Below are 19134 nucleotides of genomic sequence, written 5' to 3'. Positions count from 1 at the left end.
TCTTTAATATCTGATAGTTGGCACGGCCCGACTCCAATGACAGGCTTTAGCCCGCTTCATTGATCAGGTTTGACGGCGTTTAGGCCGCTATTCTTTTTCTATTTATTCCAATTTTTCTCTTTCAAATCCTTTCTTTTTCTTATGACTGCAAAATTAAGTTAGGTGTCCTGGAATTTCGGAAAGAAATGTTCTCACATGCACTTATTTCGCTATATGAATGCTGGCGCTTTTAAAAGGTTTTTCCCAGTCGATATTTAGATGAAGCGCCTTGTTCAAACCGGAAAGATGTGATGTGAGCACCTTGTCTATGGCGGGGGAAATGCTGTCTGAAATCAGCTTGTCCACCAACTCATCGATTGCTGACTCCACAGGCCCGACCGCTGACTTGGCTTCCGGCAGATCGTGCAGTTGTTGGAGGGTTGCCACACGCTTGTTGATCTCGCTGATAATATCTCTGGCACGATTCAAAGTGTCCAATAGCACTTCACCGCTACCGGAAGGGGAGAGACTCCCGGTTTTCGTCATATCATTGGATTTTGATCCGCAGACAACTTCCAGTTTATGCTCCAACTCTCGGATAATGGATCGAGACTGCGCCATATCGGACTCCAGCGTCTCTATTTTTTTCAACAGATGCGTGTTCTGTTGTTTTTCATCAATGTATAGCTGCTCATAGTTCGGATGACTCTTTTTCTGTATGATCTCTGTCGAAACGGCTGGACCTGTCTGATTCTCCTCATCTTTTTCTTGATTCTCATTCTTTATCGACAATTTGACATCCGATGATGGGGGGGTGTCAAAAGTATTGGATACACTTATTGCAGCCTCTGCATCTTCAGGTGCTTCCAATGCTTCTGTGGTTTCGAGCTTCTCGGGCGTTTCAAGCGCTTTGGTGTCATCGACAATTGGCGTTTGCTTGTCCTCCCGCTCCGGCTCATGGGTGGTTTCCGCCAAGTCAATGTCCTCGGCTCGGGGCTCCGGCTCCGAAGCTGTCAACGGGTCAACGGTGCCATTGGCTGTAACGGTGTCATGTGTCTGAATGAGAAACTTATCCTGAAGAGCAATACCGTATAGATTCGGATATTCGGGAAAACGCTTGGAATCCTTTTCAATGATATCCATAGTCACCTGTCCCATCTCCCAATCTGCAATGGCTTTAGAAAATGTTTTCAATGTTTTGCTTTCGTCCGCCATTCCCGATGAACTGGAAACGTCCATCTGATGCTGTTTTTGTTTGATTTTGAGCCAACGGTGTCGCAGAAAGGATCGAGTCTCTTCCGAAATGTGGGAATTACTGTCTGAAATGTCGATATCCGTATCGTAAAATCTGGCGATTTCCGAGTATTGCCGATTGGTTCGCTCGACAGCATTGGCCAATTCCTCATACTTGAGCATAATATCACCGGATCCCGTCGGATTTTTGAAATTGTTGACATAGTATTTTGCAAACGATAAAATTAAATGATCCAGCGGGATTGACTTGCTGTCTTTGGATTTTAATCGTTCCGGTTTGATATCGGTGGCATGTACCATAATTTTGATGAGTATTTCCAAAATAGTCCGAACAATGCCTGCATTATCGGACGAGAATATCTCATTTATGACATACTGCTGATAGGGTTTTTTTCTGATGGCTTTTAGAATTTTTCTCAACACCTTCCGAACATATTTCGTATACAAAATCGCACTGTAAAATTCTACTTCAAGAATCTGGACAAATTGTGGATTGAGTTTGGCATGGTCATGGAGGTATTTCAGAAGCGTTACGATAAACTGCGCGTCCTTTTGAGCACGAATCAGTCTTACCACCTGATCCGTATATTCTGCCGGGGTGTTTTCAAAATTGCGGAATAGAAGGGTCAAGATCGTCTCGATCCGATTCGATTGAGTTGTCTTTCCCGGCACCTGCATCAATATTTCCGACAAAATAGCGCAATGCTTCGGCGAAAATGGGATGGACGGATGACGCTCGTACAACTGTGCGATCTCACACTGAATATGGTCGATGGTGATCGGCTTCTCCCCGGGCTTGTTCTTTTTCATCAGGTCATACAACGTGAAGTAGTGGGCGAATTTTTTTTCGATCTCCTGGCTTTCCACAGCCGTCGCATACAAAAATTGGATATTCTGCTTCTCTTTTTCAGGATCCCACAATGCCAGCGCCTTGTCGAACATCTTTAAGGAAAAATAGATTTCCGCAATGTTTTTTGAGCATCTGTAACCGGGGAGTTTCAGGCGAAGCATGGCATCTGCCAATTCTTCGAGCTGGTCGGAATCGGTGGAGACTTGCAGAGTCTTCTTTTTTAACAGATTGGAAATGCGTCCGATCAGTTTCTCTTCAAATTCATGGAGCCAGATAATCTCATTTTCCGTAAAGAGATCGGCCAGCTGTTGCGATTTTTCCGTCAGCACCTTCACATCGAAGCGGGATCGAAGCATGAACTCCCCCACAAACAGCATATGCTCATCTTTCGACGCGTTGATCAGTTCCGGCCAGCAGCCGCCGTTCCAATAACACTGAACCGCAGCAGTCCGATCTTCCGCCTGTTCAAAATAAGTACCCGCATCCGCCCATCGTCCATCGATTCGTGCAATATGGGCCTTGCAGAGATTGATATGCTCCTCTTCATGCTCTTGAGAAAGCCCCGAGCGTTTGTAATATTGGATGGCAATGTTCAGTCGTTCGATGGCGGCACTACCCACCGCGCCCTCTTCCGTGGCTTTCCGGAAGTAATGCTCCGCCTCTTTTAGTGCAATCCGGGCTTGCTGACTCTTGGAAATGTTCTGTTTGTAATCAGGATTGCTCTCAAAGGTATCGAGAACTGTTTCTTTTCCCAAAATTTGATAACGCCAGTCACGACTTTTTTCATCGTCCTGGCAAGTTTCGGGTAGAACTGGCTCACCGTTGAGATACGCCTCAATTCCGGTCAGAAATGGCTTCCAGAACCCATTGATTCCTTTGGGAGTATCCATGACTATAAGTTCCTGCCTTGCCCGGGTGACGGCAACATACAATTTGTTGAAAAAATAGGCAACCTTGAATGTAATGTTGTCATCATTGAAATCCTCGTTCTGGAAAATGTCAAAGAAGTGTTCAAATGCACCACCGTTCAGGATGCTTTTCTGGGCGATATTGTTTCGGTTCAGTAGCTGAGTCACTTTGATGTTGTCAAGAATTTCATTGATAAAGTGCTCACCGTATTTATAAACGACAACAGTATCGTGCTCCAGTCCTTTTAAAAAGGCAGCCGACTTGATAATGAAGTCTTCCGGTTCCAGTCCGTCTTCCGCGATGAAGGTATCTTCACCTCCGGGCTCGCAAGGGGCGATGAAAATACTTAGTCCCAGTTTGGAGTTTCTATATTCGGTGAGACTCCCTTTCATTTCGAGAAGTGCGGGTTTGACAACCTGGTCATTAGCATATTGACGTGCAACCTGGGGAAACTTAATATCTTTTTCAAAAAGAAATACCCGTCTGAAATACTGTATCATATTGGCAAGTTTCACAATCGTGTGGGTTGACCGATAATTCATCTTCAACTCAATAAATCGTTCTTCTATGTTGATGGGCAGCTTGAATTTCCGAACGATATCTTCGGTGAACATGCTTCTAAGGCGGGTCCAGCTAAATCCTGTGGGATTGACGGTTTGAAACGGGTCGCCGGCAAAGATGACGGGAAAACTGCTTCTTGTGGAGAGATCGTTAAAATTACTGAACTCGGAGAAGCGTGTCAATATCTGAAGCTCGACTTTTGTAAAATCCTGGGCCTCATCACAGAGAATAATGGAAAAATTGGACTGAAATCGATCTTGCCGATCAATGTCTTTGTCTTTTTCATTCGCCTTTTTCTGACGTTCGATCTCGTTAATAAGATCGATGTTATCCCAATATCCTTTATCGGTTAGTTTCTTGTAAAATTGTTCATAGATCTCTTTATAGACATACCGATATGTATCCTCATCCAGATTCCCCCTGTCATCCCTGACGATTTCATGGAAGTCGTTTTCCATTAATTCCGTTGAGAGACGATATCCCTTGATAAAAGTACGGATAATGTACCAAGCGACTTCCGGTGAGTACTTTTTTCGCATCTGATCCGAGATATGGTGGATTCCGATCGTTGTCCATTTTCCATGTTCATCAAGTATTCGTGAGTAGAGATAAGCTTCACGAAAGCGATAGAAGTTAATGTATTGATTCAAGTGGTACTCCCCTTCCGAAAGATCGAGGGCCTTTCTCAGAAATCCGATGAAGGATGAAAAATAATTGGCGATTCTCTTTTCAAGGGCATCTTGAATGATTTCCTTCTTGAGACTTTCAGGGGTTTCCGGATCAATGGACTGTCCGAACATCTCATTGATATCCAGTGAGTATTGCGGATTTTTCCGGAGCAGCATGGCGATCTCTTTCATCGAATTTTTCAGCAGATGCTGATTTTCTGTAATGAAAACGATCTCGTTCCGTGGTGTGTTATCATTGTCGGGTTCGATAATTTTTTTGTAGCAAAGTTGAGCGAACAGATAATAGAGCATGGTGGACTTGCCGCTGCCCGCCTGCCCATTGATAAAAACGGGGAATCGAATCTGTTCAAGCAGCTCCACCTGATCGGGTAACAACGACAGGTTGGCGTTATCATCGATGCTTTTTTGGATGTCGAACCAGATTTCACGATCCTCTACGTCGATGATCATACTGGGGTAGGCACGTTCCGCACATCGACTCACTTCTTTTTTATCATAATTTCCATCGATGACCGTAAAGTAGAATCTTGGATCGTCCATAATAGTCGCAATGGCCCGATCTATGGCGTCGGACTGTTCACCACATTTTTCAAACGCATTGTGCAGCAGATATTTGGTTTCCCCCTGGATGCTCAATTTTTCGTATAAAATGCAAATCCCCCCCATACTCGCTTTGAAGATGTAAGGACGATCAGGGTGCGGGATAGTGTCGAAGGATATGCCTTCGCTCTCTTTCTTGACGATAATCCGTTCCAGAAGTGTCAGGAAATCCGGGCCGTAAGTGTCAAGCTTTTCAAAAATGCTCTGCTTCCATTCGTAAGTTTCATAGACATCGAAATGAAAGTTGATTTTAAAATTGTCGATCCATTGACTGATTTCAGCCAGTTTCACTTCATCTTCAGCTACTTTTTCGCGTTCTTCTTTTTCCTTCAAGCTCCGGCGCTCTTTGTCCCATTTATGGTAAGACGATTTGAGAGCTGCCTCTTCATTTTTGAATCCAGCGATAAACTCCGAAGGGTCATGAATGATTTTCTTGTATTCCGCTTCGTCTTTGGAACGACCTCTTAAAATCCGCCGAAGACAGACGAATGTAATCTCTTCCTTCTCGATGATTAAAGACTCTTTCTGGAATAAGAATCGATAGGTTCGATCCCTCGTTTTTTTGAACAGGTTGGAATTTTTGATACAGTCTCCGAGAAGAAACGGTGCTTCGCTCTTTTGTAGTTCATTGATGAATCCTGTGACAAACGCCTCTGAAATATCTGTCGTTTCAATATCCTTATTGAATTCATCTGAAACATAGACGTAGTGATTTTGCAGTTTCTCATTATTACATTTTCTTATTGAAGTACTCGTACCGTTACCGTTTTTTTTGCCAGAGAGATTGGATGTTGACATATTGTTTCTCCATTTCAATTCAAGATGTTTTGTCGTTTAGTGCTGTTTGACGATGAGGCGGTCGCCACCGGAGGACGCCTACAGCCATGTAGGCCGGGTTGAGGAACGAAACCCAACACTTTTGCGGGCCGTCAATATGAGAGATGATCGTCGTTGTCGGGTTTCGTTCCTCAACCCGACCTACGGAACTTCTCACCAGTAGCAAAAAACAGAGCAACGAAGCAGCGGCGTTTTTGCTGTCCGAGTGAATTTGCCTTGTCAGATTCTCTTAATTCTCATCTCCGTGTTCACTTTTCTACAATTTTCTGTTGCTGACTGTCATAGTGATAATTAACAATGTCTCCATTTATCAGAAGCCGAACCGCTGTTTCAATGACATGCAGCGGCACAATGAACCATTCTCGAGGTGTATGCCGTTTTCCTTCACTATCAAAAACATCAAGATTCAAACAGGATTCCGCAAAAAATGTATGTAACAGCATTTCCAGTTTTTGCGGATTTAAGTTGTATGTTTCAAACTCAGTTACCAGCTTCACGTCTGCCATCAGACAGGTAGGTTCCTGCTTTGCATTCCGGATGCGCTGTTTAATTGGCTGACTCGAAAAACCGATCTTGTACAGATTCCTGATTTCCCTGATCTGCGGATCTTCACTCAGAGATTGCAATACATAAATATAGCCAGTTGCTTTGTCGTCCGGTGTAATCTGTTCTGATTCACCAAACAATTCCATCTGAACATCATCCACTATCTGACGACTGGTTTCATCTTTCCAGAGCGCCGAAGCCAGAGACCGCAGCAGCAGATTGGACTCGGTTCCGTTTTCAAAAACACAGTAAAGCCGAGCGTCTGTATTACCGAAGTTTCTCAGTTCTCTTTTACCAACATTTGCCACATAAACCATCATGCCTTGTAGAATGAAAAACGCACCGGAGGTGATCTGCTGTTCACTGCTAAATGATCTCAGCACTTTCTTCTTTGATGCCAGTTCAGCATGAGTCTGCTTAAATAAAGGCTCAAATTGCCCGAATTCCTCACATGGCTTACGTTTGGCGATATAGTCCGGCGTGTCAGCAGGCTTCGGGACATTTTTCAGATTGAAAATGTCATTCAGATCAGCTTCGTCCGACAGATCATCTCCCAACAACCCGAACACATCATCCTCCAGCACATCATCTATTGTGTTAATCGCTTTGGGCTCGGGTATTCTTACGTCACCCAGCAAATGAAGGGTATCAGACGCTGCCAGTGCGGCAGCTTTCTCAGGGTTCTCCCGTAATCCTTTTAAGCGACTGTAAAGTTTCCGCTCGCTGATGTCCCGAGTCTTGGCAGGCTCACGGTTATGCTCCCGCACAAAAGCGATGATCTCCTCAAACGAAGCAATCAGCCGCTCATCTGCGCTAATCGCTGACGATGCCTTTGGCTTTACCTCCAGTAACCCTAACGTGTCAGTTTCCAGAATACTCTCCATCTCTTTGATAAAATCAATCATTTGTTCTTTTTCATTTGCCGTTGTCGTTTCTTGTTTCTGAGATAGACCAATGCCTCGGCCATCCTTTTTTCCAATGGGTCTGGTGAATGAATATCCGGCTCTCGTCCGTTGTTTTTTTTCATAAATGGCCCGATTTTGTCGCGATAAAGAATCACTGCCTCCTCGTCCGTCATCTGGATGCGACCCGCGTCAATGGTTTCCTGGATCACTTTCAACAATTTTGCCGTCACTGATTTTGAAAGCACTTCAAATGCCTTCTGAAACGGATTCACCCGATCAATCAGATCAATGTGAAGGTCTTCGATATTGACAAATTTCCCTGCCATCCGCACAAAGCGTTTGTTACCAACTTCCTTGATTTCACTGTTTTTGATGACCGAATCCGCCAGAACATACTCGCGAATTTCTTCAACCTCCTCATGGCTGAGTTCAGGGTATTTGGTCTGTATTATCTTGGGGATCATCACTTTGTTGATCACCTCGGGTTCAATAAATTCCCCGGGCAATGCCTGAAGCATTTTGTTATCCTGCAAGATCGCTGCTTTAAGGTCGTTTAAGTCAGATTCCACAATCTCCCTCACCCGTTGGGAACTGAGTTCGCAGCATCCTCCGTGTCTGGGCATCCTTTCCAAACCTTTTATTTCAATTTGCTGTGCAGGATCTCGAAGCTGTTTCTTTATCCACTCAGAACGCTCAATAGAGGCGGATAAGGGATCCGCTGAACTGTTAGCATAAACCAGCTTATCGTCTTTAAATACAAGATACCAATTATCAGCAACATACAAACTGTAATCTTGAACTACTCCTTCCAGTCTCATATCGGAAGCGTTTTGCTGGATTATCTTAAAATCCCCAATATGAATAAACGGTGCAAGTTTCTGACTGCCCGTACATGCTGACAAAAAGTATAACGAAAACAACAAGACAAGAATTTTAAACAAAAATATCTTCATGGGCTTTTTATTTTACTGAGTTCGCTGAAAAATATAACTTTGGATTATGCGGAAAATCCCGGCATATATATCTGTATGCAAGCATATATATCTATATGCTTTTGGGAATTTCTCCCCCCGTCCGACACGAACCCCCACGATGAGATGGGACGTGTCACAGCCAGTTTTCTTCTTACCTCCCGGCTCCCAATCAGACTCCTCGGTAATCAGTTCGACCGTTTTAAACCGCTTTTTTCCTCATCATACTCGATATCGGACACATACAAGACGATCTCCGTACTGGGTTGAAAGTTTTTTTGTTCCTTTCAGTCCGGGTTTTAGACTCAGCAGCGTTTTTATATTTTTATATTACAAAAATTATATTTGAAAAATTCGGTGAAGGCTTTTTTTAAGACTTGGAAAAACGCATTATTCCATGAGGACTGAAAAGTGTGCGTCCGAGGCCGGCCGGAACAATGTGTTTTTTTCCGAGCTGCTTATTATAAAAAATAATATCCTCCGACAATATGTTATTGCATTTATCCCAAAAATAAAACAGGTATGATATTTACAGTCAGCAAATCGTAATTTTTCGAATACTGCGGTTTCACGGGCAGGATGGGAACGCCTCAGTCTGCTGACAGTCAGTGTCCGTTTTTAAAGAAATGAATTTTATCTCTTTATTACTATAAGCCGGAAGAGAATGCAATATAAATTTTCAGCCTCGGAGTTAAAAATCTGATTTTTTGAAAAACATCCCTCCGTAACCTATCGTTTTTATTTTTATATGAAAGTGTCAGGTGTTAGGTGTTAAGTGTTAGGAAAAACAGCAAAATTTTCATCATTCGTTGTGCCGGCAGCTCATGGCCGTTTATAAAATTGAACTTATCAAAACAGGAAGTCCCCCCTTCGACAGGCTCAGGGAGCGGACCGGCCTCCCCAAAATCCGTTATAATCAGCATAAAATTAATAAATCCGGAATATAAAAAAGAAATATTTATGTGTCAATAAAGCGCATAGCCTCGGTATTTTCAGATTGTTCTTGATTTTAATTATATGTTTCAGTATGTTCAGCTTACTTATGAATGATCACTTAAAAAACCGCATTCAGGCGTCAGAGACAGTCAGTAGATCGAAAAGTTTTCGGGCTGTCGCGGGACAGACACGGCGAACGGGGGAGAAACCCCATATGCATCAGGCTAAGACTGCCGGACGGGGTTTGCAACCCCGTCCGAAACGTTTGTTTTCGGGGGTCGGAAAATATTTCGGACGGGGTTGCAAACCCCGTCCGGCAGAGGCAGATCACAGGTTAATAAAAACAATGAGTTACGATCTTAGCCTGATGCATATGGGGAGAAACCCGGCTTTTTCCGGCGGGGGGAGCCTTCTGTCCGGGGAAAAAAGCCGGGTTTCTCTGCCATGCCCCACACAGTCCGGAAACTTTTCGATCTACTGACTGTCAGTTCCCAAAAATTTCTGATCTGCTGAAAGTGGTTAAGGAGAAGGGCATCCTTCATTTGCCAGTCTGTACTTTGCTGTAAGACAATTTTGCAAATTGTCTGAAACAATTTGAAAAATTGTTTCACATACCGAAAAAAATGCGACCTGTGCGGTTAAACATAACTATTTGAAATTTAAAAAATATGTAGGGTGGGTTCCGCTTCGCTCCACCCACCCTACAAATATTGTAACCGCACAGGTCGAAAAAATGCAAACTGCTTTTCAGCTTCTATGAAGAATGCCATGAGAGGAACAATTTTTTTTAATCTGAATGCTGAGGAATAAAAAATGAAATCTTCCTGTCATTTATTTTCTGTTTTTTCTGTAATTATAATCATACTGCTTTTAACAGGATGCGGTCACGGGATAAGTGTTCCTGTTATCAGACCCGCTGAAATTGATCTGGGCCGCGCAAATAAAATCGCCATCGGAAGAATCACCGGGAATATGGGCCCGAGAATGGCTGACCTGCTTACAAGCAGATTATTCGAATCTGGTTATTTTCAAGTCCTGGACAGGGAAAATATTGACCGGATTATGCAGGAACATCAGTTAAACCTCAGCGGCCTTGTGGATGAGCAAACCGCTGTAAAGCTGGGCAAGCTTACAGGGACGTCCGCTCTCATTTTCGGACATTCTGTAATGACATATCAGCAAAAACGCTGGAAAGACGAGGCATATAAAGATAATGATGGAAAATTTCACCGAAATTATCACATAAAAGGGATTGCCAAGGCGCTCACATCCTTTCGGGTGGTCAGCTTGGAAACCGGAAAAATTCTGGCTGCAAAATCAATATCCCAGGAAGCAACGGATGCCATGTCAGAGGATAACCGATGGCCCCGGCCGCCTTATAAAGAATCACTGGTTGACGATGCAGTGAACAAAACCCTTGACACTTTTATGAAAATGATTGCGCCTTATACTGAATATGTTCAGGTGAAATTTGCAGACTCAGCGCTGCCCGAAGGGAAAAGCGGCATCCGTTTTGCAAAAAACGGACTGTGGCGGGACGCCTTGGAACAATTTGAACTGGCTGCCCAAAAAAGTCCGAACAATCCTGACATATTGTATAATCTCGGACTTGCCTACGAATATAATTATATGTTTGCTGAAGCAGTGGAAGTCCTTAAAAAAGCGAATAAAATAAGACCGGATGATAAATATCTGAAAGAAATAAATAATATCAGACAAATGGAAGCAGAGCAAAAAAAATTGGATCAACAAAGCATCATGAAATGACATCTGTTTTTCAGATCAGTAAAAAAATGTCAGGTGTTAAGACTTGGGAAAAACAAAAGATATGTTCTGAATACCTGATATTCCGAACATCTGACCTGAATGATCACCAGATGGAAAATTCAAATACATCCTCGTAAGCAAGATCAGCTTAAGAATAATGCAGTCTGACACCTGATACCTAACACCTAACACCTAACACCTATTTCATTGGGAGAGTCCATGACTGATCAGGCGTTTCAGTTTTTGTCAAATTTAAAACCCTTTTCTTTTCTTCCTGAAAGTGAAGTCCGAAGGATAGCCGACAATATATCTGAGAAAAATTATCCAAAGAACACCATTTTATCTGTTCAGGGCAAATCAACCGTGGATCATATCTTTGTCATAAAACATGGTTCACTGGAACTTTATTATGAGGCAGAAGGGAAAAAAATACAACCCGGATTTCTTAAACCAGGGGAAGTGTGTGGCGCAATCGCAACGCTCATGAATTCAGCCACCGCGGTGCGAACAGTCAGAGTGAATCAGGATTCTTCGTTTTACACCATCCCCAGAGAAATATTTGCGGAAGTCTGCAACCGTTCTGAGATATTTCGGGATTTTTTTGTAAAAATCTATGGCAAATTCATGCGTGATGAGTCGTATGCTTCCATTATTGCAACAGGCCAGGCATCTCATTTTCTGTCCGGGGTGGTTCCGTTTTCCTTTCTTCATGAAGAGGACCTTGAAAAAATTGCCTCACATCTTTCTGTTGTGCATTATCCCAAAAACACGGTCATGCTTGTTCAGGGACAGTCAGAAGTTGAACATCTTTATATTCTTCAGAAAGGTGCCGTGGAACGCTATTATGAAGAAAAAAGTGGCAAAAAAAAATTACGGGGCGTGTTGTACGAAGGGGATATTTATGGCGGAATTTCCATGCTGATAAATAACAGTATTTCCGTTCGCACGCTCAGGACTATTGAAAAATCATATTTTTATACGTTACCCAAAAATTTTTTTTTGGATATTTGCAACCAGCATGAAACCTTTTCCGAATATTTCACTGACACGTTCGGCAAACAGATGATTGACAAAACATATGCCTCAATTATCACAAAAACAATGCACTCGGGAGACGAGTCCCTGCAATTTCTGAATCAGCCCATTTCAGGCGTTTGTAACAAGTCGCTGGCTTTCTGTGATATGGATACACCCATTCAGGAAGCCGCGTCCGTAATGACCAGACACAGAAGCAGTTCCATCTTTATCAGGGACACAGAAGGAGATGTTGTGGGCATTGTTACGGACAGTGATCTGAGAAGAAAGGTGATTTCAAAGGGATATGATATTCAAAAGCGTGTTTCCGGCATCATGTCTTCCCCTTTGCGTACCATTTCGGCCCGGGCGCTTGTTTTTGAAGGGCTGATGTCAATCATGAGGCAAAACATAAAACATCTTGCAGTTACAGATGACAATGACAGGGTTATCGGTGTGATAACCAACAGCAGCCTGCTGATCACACAGACTCAGTGCCCTTTCTTTCTTATTCGTGAGATATCCCAGGCCCGCGGCAGCGCGGAAATTACAGATAAACACGGCAAACTGCCGCCAATTATAAAAAACCTTATCTACGGCGGTGCAAAGGCAAAAAATATCAACAGTCTCATCACCACGATTTCAGATGCCATACTATATAAACTGATCGGTTTTGCCCTTGATGAACTGGGACCGGCACCGGCCAGGTTTGTATTTATGACGCTGGGCAGTGAAGGAAGAAAAGAACAAACTCTGAAAACAGATCAGGACAATGCCATTATATTTGAAGATGTGCCAAAAGAATCAGAAAAAAACGTCAGAGATTATTTTTTAAAGTTCGGGGAAAAGGTCTGCACCTGGCTGGATCAGGCAGGCTATGATTTCTGTGACTTTGATATCATGGCAAAAAATCCCAAATGGTGCCAGCCGTTGTCTGTATGGAAAGACTATTTTTCATCATGGATGCTTGCCGAGGCCCCGGAAGATTTGTCTCAGGCAAGCATTTTTTTCGATTTCAGGGGAATTTACGGGGACATAAGCCTCACAGACGAACTGCGCGGCTATATTTTCAGTTCTGTTGGCAACTGGTCAGTTTTTTTACGTCATCTTACTGAAAACGCACTTCATTTCAGACCCCCCATCGGATTTTTCCGTAATTTTGTTGTTGAGTCAAAAGGCGAACATCGTAACAAGTTTGACATAAAAAGCGCGATGATGCCGATTGTTGATTTTGCAAGAATATACTCGCTGAAAAATAAGATTGAAGAAACCAACACACTGAAAAGGCTGAAACTGCTTCATATGAAAAATGTTTTATCCTATAAAGATTACAGTGATCTTAAACATGCATACAGTTTTCTGATGCAGCTACGATTTGTCCGGCAGGTCACGGCTGTTACCGAAGAAAATGCAAAACCGGATAATTATATTAATCCGAAAGAACTCTCCCGCATAGAGCAGACCGTGCTGAAAGAAATTTTTAAAAGAATAGAAAAATTTCAGGGAAAATTAGGTTTTGATTTTACCGGAATCGTATGATATGGAATCATTATTCATTATTGGTCATTGACAAATGACCAATGACCAATGACAATGACCAATGACAATGAAAGGAGCTTTGCATGTCAATTATCACAATTTCCAGGCAATTTGGTGCTGGTGGCAAAACCTTGGGGAAAATGATTTCCGAGAAATTGGGATATTCTCTTGTGGATAATGAGATCATCCAAATGGTTGCAGAAAAAGCAAAGGTTTCATCCCAATGGGTGGAATCCATTGAAAAGGAGGCAGGCGGAAAATTCCTGAAATTTATCTCCGGAGTGGTCCCGAAAAGTCTGGTGGATCGTGTTCTGGATGAGAAACGAGGTTATATTGATGAAGAAATCTATGTGGATTCGCTTCATAAAATTATTTCCAGGCTTGCGGATGCGGGCAATGTGGTCATCATCGGAAGAGGCGGCCAGTATGTTTTAAAAGAGCGTGAAGACACTTTTCACCTGCTGCTTATCGGTGAAAAAGAAGATCGTGTGAAATTTATGGAAGAACATTACGATCTTACGTCCAAACAGGCTCTTCAGGCTGTTGAAATGGATGACAAACGAAGAATTAATTTATACCGTAAATTTGGTAAAAAAGACTATGACCACCCGGATCTTTATCATATAGTCCTTAATATGAGCAAGGTTGATCTGGAAACAGCGCGCGATATGGTGTGCCGATTGGTCAAACCTTAGTCAGAACCTCCCTTGAAAGAGGGGAAACACGAAATACGAAACAAATTCAGGAGACGGTCTTAACGTCAACAAATTCTTGTAAAAGAAACTGAAATCTGAAGATGTTGCTTTTTTTTATCATCAGATTTCAGATTTGTTTCGTATTTCGATATTCATCTGTAGGATTTATTTTATCTTTGCGACTTTCCAAGCTTTATATAGATCACCAGGTTGCTGATACGGCCGAAGTTCTTGCTGTCCGGTCACATGTTCATGTCCCGTCCGTAATTATTAATGATGTGCGTGAGGTCTTTGACACGGTGTCTTCGGCAAAGGATCCGGTCCGAAAAGGAAAGGATATCCTTTTTCTTACCCAAAACAAAGGCGCTTTTGTCCGAAAATGTCCGGGAACCCGTTATTATACCTGCTGTGGTTATAAAATTCTGCACATCGGAACATTTTGTGTGATGGACTGCTCATACTGCATTTTGCAGTCTTATTTCCATCCGCCTGTGCTTCAGTATTTTGTCAATCATAATGACATGCTCGCTGAACTGGATGACCTGTTTGCTGAAAAAACCATATCCCGAATCGGAACCGGCGAGTTTACAGACAGCATGATATGGGAATGGTGGACCGGTCTTTCAGGTCTGCTTGTACCCAAGTTTTCCGGGCAGTCCCGGGCTGTGTTGGAACTGAAGACCAAGACTACCGCGATTGAGGGCTTAAAAGATCTTCCCCATAACCGCAAAACCATTGTTGCCTGGTCTTTAAACACGGAAAAAGTCATTCACAGTGAAGAACGGCGCACAACATCGCTTTCCGCAAGGCTCAGGGCCGCGGCAACGTGTGAATCCTGGGGCTATCCTGTTGCGTTCCATTTTGATCCCATGGTGATTTATGATGGGTGTGAAGAAGACTATAAACAGGTGATCAGACAACTGTTTTCATATGTCTCCGCGGATAATATCGTATGGATCAGCCTGGGAAGTTTTCGGTTTATGCCGTCTCTGAAGCCGATCATCCAGCAGCGTTTTCCGGATTCAAAGATTGTTTATGGGGAATTTATTTCAGGCATTGACAACAAAATGCGTTATTTTAAGCCGCTCAGAATTGCGCTCTATCAAAAAGTGGCGTCCTGGATAAAGGACATCGCCCCTGATGTGCTGGTTTATTTTTGCATGGAAGATGATGAAGTGTGGGAAAAATCGCTCGGATTTGTTCCGGCCGACCAGGGCAGCCTTCCGGAAATGCTGGATAAAAGTGCAGTAAAGCACTGCGGTTTGAAAAGATGAGCAGGGTGTAAAATACCGTCAAGGTTCGGTTACAAAAGGCCCGAAAGCGATCTGATGCTTTCGGTGTTCTGATTTTAAAAATTTTTAAGACTATTTACCACCTTTTCCGGAAATGGTGGTAAACAGACTGCCAGATGAAATCCGGTTTTTCAGGATTATCAGGAGACTTGTCAATGGGAATCATCTTCCATTGACAGCCGCTATACAGAAGCTAAAGCATATTGTATCCGACCAGATAAGTGCTGAGGGGTGAAATTCTGCATTCCCATTTTATCGGGTATATTATTTAGTTCGAGTTCCTTTAGCTGTCTGTTAAAATCCCTGGTCTTTTTGTGCGTCTCTGAAATATTTTTTCATGAAATCTGCAAGATTTGACGCGTCATAAGTCATGTTCAGGCTTTTTCTGAGGCGATCCAGGTCTTGATTCAGTTTCTGTGTATTCTGGTATCTTGATTCTTTATCACTTTCCAGGCATTTCATTACAATCCGGTTTAATTCACGCGGAATATCTGACCTCAGTTTTATAATAGGGACAATATCATTTTGTATAATTAGTTTATACACTTTTATCGGAGTGACCTCATCAATAAAATGGCGTAATTTTTTTCCGGATAAAATCTCGTAGAAAACAAGACCAAAAGAATAAATATCTCCTCTGCTGTCCAAGTGTTTCACACCTTCTGACAACTGTTCAGGAGCGATATAGGCAAGTGTGCCTTTGACTTCCCCGGGCATGGTCATCACCCCGGACATGGTTTCAGAATTTGCTTTGGAAATTCCGAAATCCGTGATCTTTACTTCGCCGTTAAATGAGATAAGGATATTGCTCGGCTTAATATCCCGATGAACAATATTCAGCCATGTCCTCTGCTCATCATGTTTTTTAAAATGGGCATGCTGCAAGCCCTTGCAGATTTGTGACGCGACAAAAACCGCCTGATCAACAGAAAAAGGCGTTTTTACCACATCTGTGATTTCAGACAAATTTTTTCCCCGGATGTATTCCATGATAATGGCATTCTGGTCTTCGTAAAAGTCAATGATCTGAACAATATTGGGGTGATACAGCGAAGCCGCCAGCCTCGCCTCCTGCTTAAACATTGCGATAAACTGCTCATTTTCAACAAGATGAGGTAAGACTTTTTTGATGATAACGGTTCGCCGGAACTCCCCTTTTTCGTTGACCGCCAGAAACAAATCCGCCATTCCCCCGCTTGCGATCTTGCGGATCAGTTTGTAAGTGCCAATCCCGCCCAGTTTTTCACTTGTAAGTTTGGACGAGGGAAGCCATTTCTGAAATTTGTGAGAAACGGATTTAAAATCCGGCCATATTTTTTCAAGACTGCTTTCCCTGAATCCTGTAATCGGATTCTTAAAACTGATAATATCCATGCCGGTCACGGCCATGTGCATATAGCGTGTCGCCTCCCGGAACGAAGGTTCCTCGGACAGCACTTTTGCCAATAATTTCTGAGCAGTTTCTTTTTTATTTTTTTTCAGCGCATCCAGTGCCTGCTGGTATAAATTCTCCAACCTGAGCCTTTTTTTTACCTTCTCGGCTTTTTCCTTTGCCCCGATTTTTTTGTAGGCTTCCATGGCCTTATATAATTCATTGTTTTCATAAGCCATATCCCCTTGTTTTTCATAAATCTTTTTATATTCTGAAACAGCTTCGGGCTGTCTGGGATCTAATTCCAGAATTTTTTCATAAAGCGCCAGCTTCTCAGTTTCCTGTTTTTTATGTCTGGTCTGACTGATCAGCGCCTGGACAAGACGGGGACGTGCTGTCCAGGGATTGTGTTTATAAAGAGATTCAAGTGATTTTAAAGCCTCATCGGTATTTCCCTGAGCCAGAAAAATCTCAGCCAGCATCTGATAAGCTTTGCGCTGACTGGGATCAAGATGAACCACCTGCTGAAGTAACGGAGATGCCTCTTCAAGCTCACCGCTTTTATAGAATTTTCGGGCTGCTTTGAAAAGCTGTTCCGAAGTCTCTAAAATTTTTTGTATTTCTTCCCGAACCCGGGCCAGGGGTTTGTATTGAATAAGCCATTGCCGCCACATTTCAATCCGGATGCGGTATCCGTTCCCTTCCGGCTCGATCAGATCCCATTCTTTAAGCGATTTGGGGACATTCTGCAAATCTCCGATCAGGATATGCGCACCGCTTCCCCGGAGATGTTTCTCAAATTCCTCCCTGGAAATTGTCTGGGAGCCTGTTTCAGCCAAAGCAGAGGCAACCACCCGTTCAGCCAGACCTAATCCCTCCCATAAGTGTTCCAATGTATCTTTGGCATTTTCCAGGGCTTCAGGAACTGCCATTTCTATATCTTTGGCCTGAACAACAGGGACCTCTTCCGGGTTTTTATCATAAATTTTTTCCCATATGGTCCGGCAGAGCCACTGGGTCAGGCAGGCATGGCCGCCTGTCAGATGCCGAATTTGTATTAACAGTTCATCAGGCCACTTTAAAGAAGCATTCTGTTTTGAAAGATACACCAGTTCAGACAGGTCTTTCTGAGATAAAAGAGAAATATGATGAAATTTTATTCCTCTGAAAAGAGAAAGACATGCACGGGAAAGATCCTTGGGACGCCGTGCAACTGTGAAAACGAATTTTAACCGTCTTGTATCAGATAATGTCTGCTTCTTCGTTTCCAATGCGGGACTCATGGTCATCAAATTACGCAGGTAAGGAAAAAGCACGGACACAGACGGCTCATTGCCAAAGTTGTCCAGCATATCAAATTCATCAAAAAGTAATATAAGCGAGGCCCCCTCAGGCAGGCGGGAAAGGACATAAGGAAGAAAAATTTTTTGAAATTTTATTAAAATATCACCATCTCCCGGGGTATCGGAAACAGCCTTCTGAGAATCAAAAAAAGCTTTTAAATGGTCTGACGGAGAAATATCAAGAATATGCAAAATCTGATGGGTCAGATATCTTATCACCTGCTCCGGAGAAAAACTGGCCTTGTCCTGCAAATCAAAATAAATCGGAACATAAGGCCCTTTCCGGGGCAAACGCACTGTCAGTTCTTGTAAGACAGATGTTTTCCCAATGTGTTTTTTTCCATAGAAAACCATTGTATTTTCATAAGGTTCTCTGATAAATCGCAGCACTTTTTGTAAAATATTTGCACGACCGACAAAGGCCCGGGTTCCGCCCACCGGCTTTCCGACAATATAGGGATTTGTGTTGAAAATCATAATGTTATTTTTTTAAAATTTCGGACTTGGGAAAATTCCGACATTTCCGAACGCTTGTTTGATTTGGATAAAAATCGTCAGTGAAATTTCAACTCAGTATGTTAATACCAAATAAGTGTTTTGAAATCAAGCACTCAGGCACGAGTTCAGCGTTTTGAAAAAAAACTGAGAAAAAAAGACTAAGAATGCTTGTAGTTTTCATCTTGTTTTGATATAAGATAAATAATAAAATTTAGCCAATTAAATTAAATAAGGAGGTGATTCAGATGACCCCATAAAATTTGTTATGCCGGTATGCCCTCATCAGGCAGACAAAAAGGCTTCAAAACGTAATCTCAAAACATTTTTTTCAAAAAAAGGAGAATGATTATGTCTGAAAGCGTTTATAAAGTTATCGAAGTGGTGGGAACAAGCACCGAATCCTGGGAAAAAGCCGCAACAAATGCCGTGGAAGTCGCTTCCAAAAGCATCAATAACCTCAGAATCGCGGAAATCAACAAGCTGGACCTGAAAATTGAGAATGGAAAAGTGGCGGCGTATCGTGCCAGGGTAGCATTATCCTTTAAATACGAATCATAAGCCCTGACAATAAAAACGG

9 protein-coding genes are annotated in these 19134 nt (G+C 42.7%); 5 read left to right on the top strand and 4 right to left on the bottom strand.

Going from position 1 to position 19134, the window contains the following annotated elements:
• Positions 1-201: 201 nt before the first annotated feature.
• The 3 genes from dnm_RS29210 to dnm_RS29200 all read right to left on the bottom strand — a co-directional run bounded on the left by dnm_RS29210 (position 202) and on the right by dnm_RS29200 (position 7948).
• A complete protein-coding gene (locus dnm_RS29210) occupies positions 202-5640 on the bottom strand; it encodes a UvrD-helicase domain-containing protein (protein ID WP_207680383.1) in 5439 nt (1812 codons plus the stop codon).
• Between the two features lie 287 nt (positions 5641-5927).
• The gene (locus tag dnm_RS29205; protein WP_207680382.1) at positions 5928-7130 is read right to left on the bottom strand and encodes a GIY-YIG nuclease family protein; all 1203 of its coding nucleotides are present in this window, start codon (positions 7128-7130) and stop codon (positions 5928-5930) included.
• Complete coding sequence (locus dnm_RS29200; RefSeq protein WP_207680381.1) at positions 7127-7948, bottom strand: hypothetical protein; 822 nt, start codon at positions 7946-7948, stop codon at positions 7127-7129. Before dnm_RS29200 ends, dnm_RS29205 begins: the two co-directional genes overlap by 4 nt.
• A 1902-nt stretch (positions 7949-9850) precedes the next feature.
• Between dnm_RS29200 and dnm_RS29195 the strand changes: the two genes are divergently transcribed.
• From dnm_RS29195 to dnm_RS29180, 4 genes are all read left to right on the top strand, one after another.
• Positions 9851-10804 (top strand): CsgG/HfaB family protein, encoded by a 954-nt coding sequence (locus tag dnm_RS29195; protein ID WP_207680380.1) that lies wholly within the window; start codon positions 9851-9853, stop codon positions 10802-10804.
• Between the two features lie 219 nt (positions 10805-11023).
• Complete coding sequence (locus dnm_RS29190; protein ID WP_207680379.1) at positions 11024-13357, top strand: putative nucleotidyltransferase substrate binding domain-containing protein; 2334 nt, start codon at positions 11024-11026, stop codon at positions 13355-13357.
• Positions 13358-13440: 83 nt separating this feature from the next.
• Complete coding sequence (locus tag dnm_RS29185) at positions 13441-14052, top strand: cytidylate kinase-like family protein (RefSeq protein ID WP_207680378.1); 612 nt, start codon at positions 13441-13443, stop codon at positions 14050-14052.
• A 176-nt stretch (positions 14053-14228) separates the two neighbouring features.
• Positions 14229-15326, top strand: a complete 1098-nt coding sequence (locus tag dnm_RS29180; protein ID WP_207680377.1) for an SPL family radical SAM protein — start codon at positions 14229-14231, stop codon at positions 15324-15326.
• A 312-nt stretch (positions 15327-15638) separates the two neighbouring features.
• Here the strand turns inward: dnm_RS29180 and dnm_RS29175 are convergent, their stop codons facing one another.
• Complete coding sequence (locus tag dnm_RS29175; protein WP_207680376.1) at positions 15639-18536, bottom strand: protein kinase domain-containing protein; 2898 nt, start codon at positions 18534-18536, stop codon at positions 15639-15641.
• 369 nt (positions 18537-18905) lie between these two features.
• Between dnm_RS29175 and dnm_RS29170 the strand changes: the two genes are divergently transcribed.
• Positions 18906-19115: a dodecin family protein gene (locus dnm_RS29170; RefSeq protein WP_207680375.1), complete on the top strand. Its 210-nt coding sequence runs from the start codon at positions 18906-18908 to the stop codon at positions 19113-19115.
• The last annotated feature ends 19 nt before the right edge of the window (positions 19116-19134 follow it).

Origin of the sequence: Desulfonema magnum (assembly GCF_017377395.1) — a bacterium.
Classification (GTDB): Bacteria; Desulfobacterota; Desulfobacteria; order Desulfobacterales; family 4be13; genus Desulfonema_C; species Desulfonema_C magnum.
The sequence above is the reverse complement of the archived record's forward strand: the minus strand, read 5'-3'. Positions and strand labels throughout refer to the sequence as shown.